We start from the raw sequence: 14107 nt of genomic DNA, 5'->3' as shown, positions 1-14107 counted from the left end.
TTGCGAAATATTTAATGGACAAAGAAATTAGACCTGTTATGCCTTACACAAGACCCCACACTAAAGATGAATTCATGAAAAAATATGAATATGTCTACGATGAATATTATGATTGCTATATTTGTCCGAAGGATCAAATACTTCCTTACCGCACAACGACCAGAGATGGTTACAGACAATACGCATCAAATCCAGCCATTTGTAAGGATTGCCCACTCCTTGATTCATGTACACACAGTAAGGATAAGAGGAAAATGATTCACCGACATATTTGGGAAGATAAAATTGATGAGGTTAATCATTTACGGCATACAGAAATGAATAAAAACATATACGCTAAGCGAAAAGAGACAATAGAACGTGTCTTTGCAGATGCTAAAGAAAAGCATGGCATGCGATGGACCACTTTAAGAGGAATTAAAAAAGTGGCCATGCAGGCGATGCTAACTTTTGCTGCCATGAATCTCAAGAAAATGGCAAACTGGGCATGGAAGTATCCATGCCCAGCCTAAGAAAATAAAGAGAAAATGCAAACCCCATTTCAAATCAAGGATTTGAAATGGGGTTTGTCTACGGTCTGAAGCTTACTCTTTGAGTAAGCTTTTTTGCATAGAGCAAAATGGAATTCATGTATTGGAATAAAAATAAACATTAGCTCATGCAAACAAATTCATTTGGCTTTTAACTAACGAGTGTGAATCGCATGCAAGGTAAATAAGATGCAGAAGAGATTGTTGAAGTTTTTTTAGACAAAATTTATTTAAAAAAATGATTCATGCAAGATAGAATATGAATTATAATTTAATGAAAAATAAGAAGCTGGATTATTTTTGAAGGTTAACTGGAATGAAGTAGTGCAGCTTTTAGGGGAATGGCCGCAGAATTATCGAGACATAGATTCAAATTCAGTCATGCAATTGGATAAGCTTTAAAGTACTTGATTATTTCAGGTAGGAAGGACAATGATATTTCTCAGTTTTCAATCAATCAATTAAAAAGGGAGTAGATAAGTAAGTACATGAAGGTATATAAGCTAAAGAATAATTTTAGAGGGATAAAAAAGGGAACGCAATTCTATATGATTGCTGAATCTGAATTCATAGGTGTCAAAGATTTTGTCTTACGAACAAAGGACTTAGCCATCAGGATATCAATTAATGAAAAGGAATTATATAAATATTTTACTTTATTGAAATATGAGTGAGCGGAATAAAATGTTAATTTCATATTGAAATAACAGGTGTTAGAGTTTAATAATCGCGATCCACTATAAACAGCCTATGATCTTCAACGATTGGACGATTAACGTGGATTGGGATTAATCATTAAAAATTAATCATTTAGGTTGTAGAGTAACCTAATTAAGGGATTGGTCTTTCTTTTAAGGTGTAAAGAGAATGTGAAGGATTCTTCTAAAACTATGGGCTCCTTTGCATTAATAGGAATAAGGTATTTTTCTAATTCGATTAATGGTGAAGGTTGGATAAGAATAGCCTAAATTTCATATCGTATTGATCTGAAACATAAGCTTTTTCTATCCAACCACACCTAAATCGGATGCAACATATAAGTTATTATTCTTTATTATGAAACAAGTTTTAGTCCTACCGCTGCACTTAGAACCATAGCTATAAAGATCAACCTTTTCCAATCTTTGGATTCACCATATAAAAACATTCCCAATATTGCACCGCCAGATGCACCAATTCCTGTCCATATTGCATAAGCTGTCCCCATAGGTAGTGTTTTCATTGCATAAGAAAGAAAGATGAAGCTTGCCCCAAATCCAAGAACTAATAGAACAAATGATTTCCAATTACGGTCCTTATGAAGTTTACTTATCATCACAACACCAATCATTTCAAATAATCCTGCTAAGATTAAAGAAATCCACGCCATTAGGAATCAGCCCCTTCCTTAACGCTATCCTTTGTAACTAATTTCAATCCGATAACACCTGTTAGTAATAGTAAAATCAAAAGTATTTTACTTATTTTGAATGGTTCCTCAAAGAAAATAATTTCAGAAATAACAGTGCCTGCCGTTCCTAATCCCACAAAAACTGCATAAACAGTTCCTACGGGAAGTTTTTGTCCCGCCATAATCATTAAATAGAAGCTGATCATGATGGAAATAACAGTTCCAGCCCATGTCCAAAAATCATCAGCATGTTTCAAGCCAATTACCCAAAATACTTCAAATAAAGCTGCCACAAATACTTTAGTCCAGTTTGTGTTCATCGAAATGACACCTCCGATTTTATTATTTCCCTAAACGACAAAAAAGCCTGAGAGATAACTGTAAAACAGTTTCTCCCAGGCTTTTATCCTTCCGTGACACAGCAAAGCTGTGAGTTTTCTCTCGGACCAGGCCAACTTTAAATTGCGGAACCCTAGAAAACATTTAAATTATGCAATTAACTTATATAATACACACAATTCACATTAATTCAAGACTAAAAATTTAAAAATGATGTTGGTGTTCGTAGAGATTGTGTAGGAATGTATTTAACGAACGGGTGCAAGAGTTCAACAAATAAATGCTGCTCCGGCAGCTTTTTCTTATCTTGAATAACTAGCAGTTTAATTAATGAAGAAGTACCTATTCAGAAATACAAAATAATTTAGCATCTTCTATTTTATGAAACTTTCCATATTTTTACTCGTATAAATATAAGAAGAAATGAAAGGAGTGTTTACATGTCAGATCCATTTTTTATGGATAACCTTATGTTTCAAATCGTCCCTATTTTTATTGGAATTATTTTTGTAATAGTTATTGGCAGTATTTTATTTTCAGTCTTCAAAGGAATTGGACAGTGGCACAAAAATGAGCAGTCACCAAAACTAAGTGTGCAGGCTTTAGTTAAATCAAAAAGATCAGATGTTTCAAGAAGTTCAGATATCCATGACAACCATCACCCTCATTCTTCAAGTACACATACAAGATATTATGTTACTTTTGAGTTCGAAAGTGGTGACCGTTCCGAGTTCCATGTTTCGGGCAGAGAGTATGGTTTACTTTCTGAAGGCGACATTGGAATGCTAAACTTTCAAGGGAATCGATATTTAGGCTTCGAGAGGACAAAAGTGAAGAAAGAAAATACTTAAATAGGACTAAAACAGTGAGTTAGCTGGTTACTATTCAGCTAACGGTGTAGATTGGTAGAATACCAATATAATTTATTAGAGGATAATAGGTATAAATGAAAGTGAGAGTAGTGAATATTAAAAAAGCTAAGGAGGAAAATCTGGGGTGTTTTACGATTTAAAAGGCGAAGCAAATATGTCACCAATTGTGGGAATATTATATTCCGCTGTGAAAGAAAATAGCCAACGACTAAATTTTATTACTGAAGGCATGTCGCAAGAAGAAGTTGATTACAAGGGTCCTAATCAAAACTTTACTAGTACCGCTCAGTTAATCAAACATATCATGTATGTTGATCTTAATTGGGTTTATAGAATGAAAGGTCAACCGCTCCCACATTCCTTAAAAGAGGAACATGGACCCATGATAGATGCAAATAATAGGCTTCCAATGGTTAAAGATAAATCTTTGAATACACTTATGTCTAATTATGAAGTTGTATAAAAAATGCTAAAAGATACATGTACACAATTAACAGATGCTGATTTAGATAAAGTTGTCACTTTTGGTCATGAAAATGAAAAGCAAGCAACCATTCGATGGGGACTTTGGAACATGGCTGACCATAACCGTTATCATCAGGCTCATATTAATCAGCTTAGAGAGTGGTATAATGAAAATTCTCTTAAAAATTAAAGAGACTAAATACATAATGGGTTACTGAGGGCAGCAGGATATTGTTATAATTTATCAGTTACTTATTAAAAGAATAGTTGCTTTTGTTCAATAATCAGTGGTTATTATTAAATTGCCCTCTCATTTAATTCGCTATATCGAAAAAAGAATGTAAATATCAATAGAATTTGCAATAATTGCTATTAATCAAGGAAAGTCTTTCTGTAACAAGTTTAGGAAGGAGAAGCATAATGTTAGATAAAAGATATATTGTAGAAGAAAAACTTGGATTTACCCCATTAATAGGCAGATTATTATCAATGATGGAGTATACACGAATGACCACGCTAGAAGCAGTAGAGGGGTTAACAGCAAAAGAGCTTGATTATCGTATAAATGGCAAAGGAAATTCAATAGGATGCCTTTTGTATCATATAGCATGTGTTGAAGAAATCTATCAAATTATGACATTTGAAGATAGGGAACCTACTGAAGAAGAGCTGCAGAAGCTTGATATAGGATTGGATCTCGGTGAAAAGGCACATCATGAAATCATACATAATGGAATTGAATTCTATATAGAAAAATTAAACTTAGTACGAGAACGCACACTGGTTTGTTTTAAGGAACTAGAGGATAACTGGTTAGATAAAGTTACCCCTTTTGGTCCAAAACATTATGCCAATAACTATTTTCGCTGGTTTCATGTATTTGAGGATGAGCTGAATCACCGTGGTCAAATCCGACTTATTCGTAACCATATGAAACGAGAAAAGAATGATCTTCATTTATAGTGACAATCTTCCGTTCAACATCAATTCCTGCAAGATGATATGAAAAGGGAAAAAGTAAAGAAAATGCCATTATCTATGCTATTGCTTATGTTATTTTTTAGTACATTGATTGCAAACACCATTGAGAATAAAAATGATGAAAAAGCTAATTAAGCTAAAAGGTACATAAGCTTTAGATAAAGAATTCTCGTTGTTATTATGTACGAAAGAAACAAGGGTTCATCGTTGCACGAAGGGATAAAAAATCTGTTGTTATAATTTTTAGAAAATTAAAATTTTTACATTGCCCAACATTTACGTGTATGTTAAGATGATTTCATCTAATTTGGAAGAGAGTGATTCTTATGAAAATGAAAAAATCGTTTGTAGCAGTATCTATTTTTGAGGTGCGAAAGGGATAAACAAGGTAGTATTGGAACCCCTTTCGTGAAAAATCAAGAACACGGAGGGTTTATTTATATGTCTTTTAGTTATTATGGAGAACTTTGTACAGAGGTTTATAATGTAACCAAAAAGATCGGTCAATCTCTTGGTGGTGATATAGAGTATTACCGTGAAAGACTTAAAAATTGTAATGGACGCATTCTTGAAGCAATGGTTGGTTCAGGGCGTGTCATTATTCCACTTTTAGAATCAGGACTTCATATGGATGGAGTAGATTATTCTACGGAAATGCTGGCATCTTGTCGTCAACGATGTGAAGAGCGAGGCTTAAAACCAAACTTATATGAATCAAATTTACTTGACCTATCTTTAGAAAATAAATATGAGGCTATTATTATTCCTGCCGGTTCTTTCTTACTAATTGAAAAACGGGAAGAATCCATAGAAGTTTTGAAGAGTCTCTATGAGCATCTTCTGCCTGGCGGAAGACTAATGCTTGACCTTTTCCTCCCTGATCACAAATTTGAGGCTGATGGAAAGTATGAAGGAACATCAGCATTTCACCTTCCAAACGGGGATCTCATTACGATGGAAGGGAAACTTGTCGAAGTTGATTTATTTCATCAATATAAAGTTTCCTTTTTAAAGTATGAAAAATGGAGGGAAGGGGAACTGATTCAAACTGAATTACAACGTTTTGCTTTGCGATGGTACGGTATAGAGGAATTCAAACTTGTATTAGAAAGGATCGGTTTTTCAGATATTGTCGTATCGGCAGATTTTCAATATGGAAAACAACCAATAAATAGTAAACAGACATTTGCTTTTGAAGCTGTAAAAAGATAAATTTCAGCTAAACAACCCTAACTGTCAACATCCGTTTAGGGTTGTTTTTATATAAAAATGAAAAATATATTTATTCCTTGAGATTCACTCTATTTATTTTTACCAATACTTATGGATCCAAAATAGTAAGACGTTAGGAACCAAAAGCTAATATTAAGTCTTTTTCCAAGCATTTAAGGAAAAATACTAATCAAATAAAGAAAGATGCTATTTTTAAATAATTGGGATGCAGCAACACTCTTTTTTTAATGGAAAACAACAAGATCATTTCGAAAGAGTTTCTGATAGTTGGTTGAAGTATAATGCCTTTTTTTCTCATATTAAAGGGAGTCATTTATTCATTTTACATCTTGATTGAACTAAATTTTGTTGTGATTAACAATAATTTCCTTTAAAATGAATATATGAACAAATAATCATATTGATTATGGGGGATAAAGAATGTACGATACAATTGTCATTGGGTCTGGCCAAGCTGGTCTTGCTATTAGTTACTACTTAAGCAGGACAAATAAAAATTTTTACTGTTAGATAAAGGGAGCGAAGTCGGAGAGACTTGGATGGAGAGATACGATTCATTAGTTTTATTTACCCCGCGTATTTACAGTTCATTGCCTGGATTGCCTCTTAAAGGAGAGGAACAAGGATTTCCCACTAAGGATGAGATTGCGGCATATTTAAAAAATATGTGGAAACGTTTCAACTTCCCATTCAATTAAATGAAGAAGTTAAAAATGTATTGAAAGCAGACGATCATTTTCTAATTAAAACGGATTTGAAATCATACAAGGCAAAAAATATTGTAGTCGCAACAGGTCCTTTTCAAACACCGAATCTTCCTTTATTTTCAAAAGAACTCTCACCTTCTATCAAACAACTTCACTCATCCCAGTATAAAAATCCAAACCAATTGTTAGAAGGGAACGTATTAGTAGTAGGGGGAGGCAATAGTGGGGCACAGATAGCCGTAGAAGTGTCTAAAGTGAGGGATACTTATTTAGCAGTCAGCAAAGAACTAAATTACTTGCCATTAGTCATACTAGGTAAAAGTATTTTTTGGTGGTTTGACAAATTAGGAATCTTAAAAGCTAACAATACTTCCTTACTTGGCAGGGTCATACAAACAAAGGGAGACCCCATATTTGGTTTTGATTTAAAGCAGGCAATCACAAAGAATGAAGTAAAAATAAAAAAAAGGGTCATAAGTGCAAATAAGAACCAGTTAATTTTTGAAGATAAGACAACACTTAAAGTGAGCAACATCATATGGGCTACAGGATTTAAGCCCGAGTTTTTTTGGTTGCAAATAGATGGGGTTTTAGACAAAGAAGGATTTGTCATACATAATAGAGGAGTATCAAATATCGAGGGGTTATATTTTATTGGTTTGCCTTGGCAATACCGACGCGGTTCTGGATTAATTCAAGGTGTAGGTTATGATGCAAAATATATTGTCAGGAAACTAAATGAAAGATAGTAAAATAAAAAAAAAATAGTTACTGAAGGTAATATGGAAAAGCTTGTAGTAAAGAAAATAAATAATCTATTAACGATTAATATACAATCATTATTGATTCAAAGTAAAAAAGAGGGCTTTCGTTTTGTGAAGCGCTTAGTGAATGATTTGAAAACTGGAGAGAATACCTATAAACAGCCAGGCGAAGTGTTGTTTGGTGTATTTAATTCAGAAGGTTCATTGGTTGCTATTGGTGGTATAAATATCGATCCATTCTCAAATATACCTTACATAGGGAGATTAAGTAGATTTTATGTTAGTAAGGAGTATAGAAGAAAGGGTCTTGGAAGATTACTATTGAAAAAGATCATTGCTGAAGCAAGTAATGATTTTAACATATTAGTTCTTCATACAGATACCAAACTAGCAAACTTTTTTTATACTTGTACGGGTTTTTCAAAGGGAAATCTTTATCCGAAATCAACCCTCTATATGGAGCTACAATAATGAAGGGTTTTAAAACGAATAGATGCAGTGGGTGAAAGATCCATTTTTGTTCAATAGCTCTTTATACTTTACTAACGATGCTGTTAGTTTATTAACCATTTTTATCAAGGATCGATTATAATAGAGGGATAAAGGGAGGAGCAGAACAAATGGCATCAACTACTAACCTTACTACTTATTTAGATGAAAACACAACTCACATAGCTCAAAAGATTGTAGAGGGTGTTTTACATAAAATGAAATTAACCATTTCGGAACAGGAAATTGAAGCTGCCATCTCGATGTATGAAACTCTAATAGAGTTTTTAAAGGAATTATTGGAATATGGGACAGCAGATGCTCCTAATGAGATTATCGAATGGAGCAAAATGAATGCTAAAGCTCAAGTTTCTTCAGGAAGTAAAATTTATGAAATTGTTGTCCGCTATGCTCCCACAAGGGATGTTTTTGCCGATTTGGTTTCAGAGTGGAGCTCAGAGTTCAATCTGACAACCAATGAAGTGATCATGATCTTGAGTCGAATCAATAAGTTGCTTGATATTAGCCTGGATGAAACTGTATTCGCTTTCGAACAACTTAGCGAACAGATGAGAAATCAGATGCAAAAAGAAGTAGAGGATCTTTCGGCCCCATTAGTTCCGGTTAAAGAAGGAGTTGTTGTTCTACCATTGATCGGGAACATTGATTCAAATAGAACAAAACATTTATTAGAGAAAGTTGTTCCCGTTATTTCAGAACTTCAGATCAATCATCTTATCACAGATTTTTCAGGTGTTCTTTCAATTAATGAAGAAATGGCCCGTAATATACATGAAATTGGATTAGTACTTCGTTTGTTAGGTATACAAGTTATAACTACAGGTATTTCTCCAAAATTAGCTCAAACTGCTGTGAAAAGCGGTCTTGATTTCTCAGAAACTACTACTTTTACAAATGTAAAGCAGGCTTTAGAATCATTAAATTAGAGTAACTGCCCCATTTAGGGGCGCTTTTGCTATTCTTTATTGATCTTGATGGCACATTGTAAATCTAAAGAGGACAAAAGAAATCATCAAAAAGTTATATGATTCATAAATTGAGGTCGTGAAATTTTCTGGAAGAGGGCCATATCCAAATCAAAAAACAGTCCTAGGAACTTGGAATTTGTTTTATTAATAATCAACCTCTCTTACTAAAAGGGATCGAAAAAATAATATTATTGGTTATAGTAAATATTAATTCAGTTTTCTTGAAAATAATGATGTATACTAATTTATGTAAAACTTTCTAACTATTACTTTGAGGAGGAAAATATGGAATTTGGTGCATTTTCTGTAAGTTTAAATGTAAAAGATATTTATAAATCGAAATCATTTTACGAAAACCTAGGATTTCAAGTCTTTGGAGGGAATATTGACCAAAATTGGCTCATTATGAAGAATGAAAATTGCATAATTGGTTTATTCGAAGGAATGTTTGAAAAGAACATTCTGACTTTTAATCCAGGGTGGAATGAAAATGCAGAAAATCTTGATTCGTTCACTGATGTTCGAGACCTTCAAAAGGAACTTAAAGCAAAAGGAATCAAATTCCTAAGTGAAGCAGATGAAACAAGTGAAGGACCTGCAAGTTTTATAATTGAAGATCCTGATGGTAATCCAATTCTTTTAGACCAACACAGATGATTTATCGGAAGAGTTTCTTCATAAAGATGCACTTTACTACTTTAACCCATTAAATTAATCTTGAAAATATGAATCTAACTGCCATAAATAATTTTATAAAAAACAAAGTCTTTGATTCAATCAAATGGGTCAGAGACTTTGTTTTTTTGTACTTAAAGTAGAATGATGTGAATAGATGTACTTAAAACTTGAACAAAGAAATCATTCATCTCTTTGATCTATAAAGAGATGAAGGTTAAATGAAGAAGGAGGAATTTCGAATAATAAAATCGAACTACCTATACTAAATCAAAGAGGAAAGCACTCAATTCAATGATTTTTGTTTAAAAGGAGAGTAAATATGGAAATGAGTGACATGAAAGCAATTCAAAGAATTCTAAACGAAATGGGCATAAAGAATTTGCTGGAAATCTTAGGTGAGGATATTTCTTTCTCTGACTTAAATACTCTATTACTTGAAGTGTTAAGAACCAGAACGAATGATCTAACGCCAGGTGAATTACTTAAAAAATATTCTATGAACAGATTTGTTCATCCTGCTGAAATTGACCCTATCTGGTTGAAACAAGTAGAGGTTGAGTTACTGAAGATTGCGCGTAGCTCTTTATTCACTCCTATTCAGATATCCCCTGTTTCTCCCTTAGGATCTTGCTCTGTAATAGCAACAGCCGATCAAAATAAAGTAATATCCGCTTTAAGGGGGACAGAAGTAGTATCAGATGCCACCAATTTATTAGCCTTACATATATGTGATTTGGTGAAAAAAGGGAGCATAAAAAATGATTCGGATTCCATACGATTTAGTACATCACATAGACATATTCGCGCACAAAAGTTTGAAAAACCCGGACTTGTTCCTCACTTTCATATTTTTTGTATGGTTACTTCTGGTAGAGATAAAGGTTCTTATTCTTTTGAAAAACAAGCTCTTTTTGAACATATTGATGTATATCGGAAAATGTTCAAATCAGTTTTTAGTACCGATATAACTGTTAAACTAAACGCATCAGGCGGATATACGGATAGCAAAGGGTTCATTCAAAGGATGGGTGATCACATTCATGAAAAATTACCTGGAGTTAGAATACTTAAAAACTTAGAAGAAAGGGATAACCTTTACTATCAAGGATTACAGTACTCAATTATTGTTAAGTTAAATGGACAGGAAATTCATATTGGGGATGGCGGCTTTGTTGATTGGTCTCAAAAATTGTTAGCGAATAGGAAAGAGAGAATGCTCATTAGTGGTATTGGTTTAGATAGAATTTACGATCTTTTAAAAAATAGCGATGCTTATTAAACAAAAGGGTATTTTATCTCTCAAAAAGGCGTTGAGAGTTTTTTATACAACAGGACATTGAAAAAGACAATAAGATAAGGAGGAGGGTTACAAATGGACATAGATGAAGATATCTCCATTTTAAACTTCAATCCTGAATGGAAGAATTGGTATGAGGAAGAAATAATTTCATTAAGGCCTATCTTTGATCAAAAAGTTAGGTTTGAGCATTTTGGCAGCACCTCTGTCCCTGGACTAGTTGCAAAACCTATTATTGATATATTAGTTGGACTTCCAGGTACACCAGAGATTACTTTAACTCAAAAAGAAGAATTGGAACAGATTGGCTATGAGTGTCTTGGTTCAGCTGGTGTTCAAGGAAGAATCTATTGTCGGAAGCGTTGCAGCCGTTCATTCAACCTTGCAATCACACAATATCATTCGACCTTATAGAAAGATAATTTACAATTAAGAAATTATTTAAGAACCCACCCTGAGGAAGCTCAGCGATATGCTAAACATAAGTTCGAAGCGTATACCAAAGGGTACCGAAGATTGTTAGCTTATTCTGATTATAAATCCCATTTTATGGCTCAACTTCTCAAACGTGCAAAAGAGGTTTAAATTAATGCAGTCTTCTTTATGTAACGAGTGGCTTAATTTAATAATTTTGATAATAAAATTTTGAAACTTCTTTATTGTTTACTGCATGGACTTCATTTTTTTCTACAACTGCTTTTTCTTACTTGCCTTACCATTAAGTTCATTTAAATGGAAAGATAATGGTCCTTAAGATTTTGTTAAGATGGAAAGTAAAAGTCCTGTAACAACCGTTCCAACTAATGATACTCTACCAGCTGTTTGTTCCAGCTGAAGCATACTTGTATAGCAGCCATTTATTACTTGTTCATAATTGGCTCTTAAGACACTAATACAAAGGATTAAATAAGTAACAGTATCTCCTTAACCAGATTGCAGAAAATAAACTATGAGCCGATAGGCCACCATTTTTTCAAAACTCTCTCTCCTTATTATCCATGTATAAAATCGATTATAGCATTTACCTTTAGGAATTATGTATGAGTTCATAACTATTAATTTTCCAAACAAAATTTATAAAAATAACTTATCCGAATTTTTGCAAAAAAAGAAATACCTTATTAAACTAACGTTTACAATGTACAAGAAAGATTATGGTACTTATTTGTTAAGGTATGATTAAAATCTATGAAATTTAGTTGAATAAAAGACAATAAACAAAAAAGAGAACCAAAATTGTTAATAAACAAAATCGGGGTTTTCTTACAATTAATCGTTTATTTTCTACCAATCTAAGGAGAGCTGAAAGCTTATTCTCCAATAAAATGTCTTATTAACTAATGAATCTGTTTACTGGCTTAACGTTCTACCTTTCACCTTCTTACAAGACCATAGTCAGTAAGAAGGTGAAATTCTTGTTCATTTCTGTATTTGTTTTTGAGGATATTTTAAAATATCAGCTATTGACTTTGCGTCCGGCAGGATTTGAAATGTCTTAGAAAATATCTTGTTTAGATTAGTTGACCTTATTTATTTCCGAAATCTCCAGAAAATTGCTTCACAACTGCTTGCACTTCCGCTAATTTTTCTGGTTTTAATAGGCTAATCATCTTAGGGATAAACTCTTGAATATCATCTTGCGAAAAAGAACCTTCATCTTGTTTCCTGAAGTTTTCTGTAAGTATTTCTTTTGCTTCATCTTCTTTGCCCTCTTGAACTCTTTGTAAAATAAAATGTAAAAACATTTCTTGTCCTTGCTTGTCCATTCCCGTTGCCTCCTAATGAAATTAAGTTATAACACCTATTGGTTTCCTTTTATTATTATACCAAAAGAAGTTATATCAAATATATTTTTTTAGTTTACCGAAATCGTATACACTTATTCAAGAACAATTGCGTTACTTTAAATATGAAATTTTAGAAGTTGATGTTGAAGAATTAAGACTAAGTAGAATTAGCTAATAGAACAATTCACTGGTAAAATAAAACTATTCAAATTTAGACTAGGAGTTATGATCATGAGCCGTTTTTTAAGTATAAAAGAAACATTGGATAAATATAATCAATCCCAGCTCTTAACCTTTTGGGATAAACTTTCAGATATTCAGAAAAATCAGCTGTTGGACGACATAGAGAAGGTAAACTTTGCAGAAGTCAGCTTAGCAGCGGAAAAACTGATTTCCCCTGACTATCCTGAAAGAAACAATATTCAGCCCGTTCCATACGAGGTATTAGAAAATATTCCAGACTCAAAGAGAAAAGGGTACGAACAAAAGGGTATGGAATTAATCGAAAAAGGAAAGGTAGCGGCAGTTCTCCTTGCTGGAGGGCAAGGAACAAGGCTTGGTCATAACGGCCCAAAAGGAACATATGATATTGGACTTCCGGGAAATAAAACATTATTTGAACTGCAGACAGAACGGTTATTGCAGCTTTTTAACCAAACGGGGAAAATGATTCCTTGGTACATCATGACGAGTCCAATTAATGATGAGGAAACAAAGGATTTCTTTCATAAGCACGATTTTTTTGAATACGATCCTGAACTCATCACCTTTTTCGTTCAACCCACCGCACCCACATTGACGTCAGAGGGTAAATTAATGTTAAATACAAAGTCGAGTCTTTCTCTATCACCGAACGGTAGTGGCGGAGTTTTCTCCGCACTGAGCTCGAGCGGTGCATTAGAGGATATGGAGAAACGGGGAGTAAAATGGATCTTTATGTATAATGTTGACAATGCTATGATTAAAATAGCTGACCCGGTCTTTGTTGGCTTTGCCGATGAAAAAGATTCGCCTATCGTGAGTAAATCAGCAGCAAAACGGAATCCACAAGAAAAAGTAGGAGTGTTTTGTCTGATGGATGGAAAACCGTCCGTGATTGAATACTCGGAAATGACAAGTGAAGAAAGTGAACATCCAGATATGATGAATGCGCATATCAGTATACATTTATTTAAACTGAATTTTGTCAAAGAAGTAGCAGACAAGCCTCTTCCTTATCATTTTGCCCATAAATCTATTCCTACCGTAAATGAGCGTGGCGAAGAAATAAAACCAACAGAACCAAATGGCTACAAACTAGAACAATTCTATTTTGATTTGTTTCCAAAAGCTGAATCGATTGCTGTGTTGCAGGTCCCAAGAGAAAAGGAATTTGCACCTGTTAAAAATAAAACTGGGGAAGATAGCCCGGAAACAGCAAGAGCCATGATTCTTTTAAACGAATAACTTCATGTTATTCGTTTTTTAAGTGCGCCCAGCATGGGTGTAATCTATAGGGTGAAAGTCCCGAACTGTGAAGACAGAAGTAACAGTTAGCCTAACACAAGGGTGTCTATGGTGACATGGAATCTGAAGGAAGTGAGCGG

12 protein-coding genes, 3 pseudogenes and 1 riboswitch are annotated in these 14107 nt (G+C 33.6%); of the genes and pseudogenes, 12 read left to right on the top strand and 3 right to left on the bottom strand.

The features are described from left to right. Positions 1-512, top strand: a 512-nt coding sequence (locus tag WQ54_RS17035) for a transposase (protein WP_046585395.1), incomplete at its 5' end; no start/stop codon positions are given. 1072 nt (positions 513-1584) lie between these two features. Here the strand turns inward: WQ54_RS17035 and WQ54_RS17025 are convergent. Together WQ54_RS17025 and WQ54_RS17020 are read right to left on the bottom strand one after the other, a co-directional pair. Further along, entirely contained in the window at positions 1585-1899 is a 315-nt protein-coding gene (locus WQ54_RS17025; protein ID WP_046585769.1) for a multidrug efflux SMR transporter, read from the bottom strand. Beyond that, a complete protein-coding gene (locus WQ54_RS17020) occupies positions 1899-2240 on the bottom strand; it encodes a multidrug efflux SMR transporter (protein ID WP_046585766.1) in 342 nt (113 codons plus the stop codon). The genes WQ54_RS17025 and WQ54_RS17020 overlap by 1 nt, the downstream gene beginning before the upstream one ends. A 70-nt stretch (positions 2241-2310) precedes the next feature. Then, a riboswitch (guanidine-I (ykkC/yxkD leader) is annotated at positions 2311-2407 on the bottom strand. Positions 2408-2699: 292 nt separating this feature from the next. Here WQ54_RS17020 and WQ54_RS17015 point away from each other — a divergent pair. The 10 genes and pseudogenes from WQ54_RS17015 (at position 2700) to WQ54_RS16970 (ending at position 11319) form a co-directional block, all read left to right on the top strand. Beyond that, positions 2700-3110, top strand: coding sequence for a DUF2500 domain-containing protein (locus WQ54_RS17015; RefSeq protein WP_046585764.1), 411 nt, complete (start codon positions 2700-2702; stop codon positions 3108-3110). A gap of 145 nt (positions 3111-3255) precedes the next feature. Beyond that, positions 3256-3786 (top strand): annotated as a pseudogene (locus WQ54_RS17010) (DinB family protein). A 230-nt stretch (positions 3787-4016) separates the two neighbouring features. Then, positions 4017-4559 carry a DinB family protein gene (locus WQ54_RS17005; protein WP_046585762.1) on the top strand — a complete coding sequence of 181 codons (543 nt, stop codon included), beginning with the start codon at positions 4017-4019 and terminating at the stop codon, positions 4557-4559. Between the two features lie 459 nt (positions 4560-5018). Next, positions 5019-5789, top strand: a complete 771-nt coding sequence (locus tag WQ54_RS17000) for a bifunctional 2-polyprenyl-6-hydroxyphenol methylase/3-demethylubiquinol 3-O-methyltransferase UbiG (protein WP_046585761.1) — start codon at positions 5019-5021, stop codon at positions 5787-5789. A 441-nt stretch (positions 5790-6230) separates the two neighbouring features. Continuing rightward, a pseudogene (locus WQ54_RS16995) lies at positions 6231-7266 on the top strand (flavin-containing monooxygenase). A 33-nt stretch (positions 7267-7299) separates the two neighbouring features. Then, complete coding sequence (locus WQ54_RS16990; protein WP_046585759.1) at positions 7300-7752, top strand: GNAT family N-acetyltransferase; 453 nt, start codon at positions 7300-7302, stop codon at positions 7750-7752. A 149-nt stretch (positions 7753-7901) separates the two neighbouring features. After that, positions 7902-8717 (top strand): STAS domain-containing protein, encoded by an 816-nt coding sequence (locus WQ54_RS16985; RefSeq protein WP_046585757.1) that lies wholly within the window; start codon positions 7902-7904, stop codon positions 8715-8717. A 327-nt stretch (positions 8718-9044) separates the two neighbouring features. Next, positions 9045-9416 (top strand): VOC family protein, encoded by a 372-nt coding sequence (locus WQ54_RS16980; RefSeq protein ID WP_046585756.1) that lies wholly within the window; start codon positions 9045-9047, stop codon positions 9414-9416. A gap of 340 nt (positions 9417-9756) precedes the next feature. Further along, positions 9757-10716: a hypothetical protein gene (locus tag WQ54_RS16975; RefSeq protein ID WP_052737848.1), complete on the top strand. Its 960-nt coding sequence runs from the start codon at positions 9757-9759 to the stop codon at positions 10714-10716. Between the two features lie 93 nt (positions 10717-10809). Then, positions 10810-11319 (top strand): annotated as a pseudogene (locus WQ54_RS16970) (GrpB family protein). A 941-nt stretch (positions 11320-12260) separates the two neighbouring features. Here the strand turns inward: WQ54_RS16970 and WQ54_RS16965 are convergent. Next, positions 12261-12500, bottom strand: coding sequence for a hypothetical protein (locus WQ54_RS16965; protein WP_046585754.1), 240 nt, complete (start codon positions 12498-12500; stop codon positions 12261-12263). A 252-nt stretch (positions 12501-12752) separates the two neighbouring features. On the opposite strand from WQ54_RS16965, the gene WQ54_RS16960 reads away from it, so the two are divergent. After that, entirely contained in the window at positions 12753-13967 is a 1215-nt protein-coding gene (locus tag WQ54_RS16960) for a UDPGP type 1 family protein (protein ID WP_046585752.1), read from the top strand. Positions 13968-14107 lie beyond the last annotated feature (140 nt).

The organism is Bacillus sp. SA1-12 (genome assembly GCF_000981385.1).
Taxonomy (GTDB): domain Bacteria; phylum Bacillota; class Bacilli; order Bacillales; family Bacillaceae; genus Metabacillus.
The sequence above is the reverse complement of the archived record's forward strand: the minus strand, read 5'-3'. Positions and strand labels throughout refer to the sequence as shown.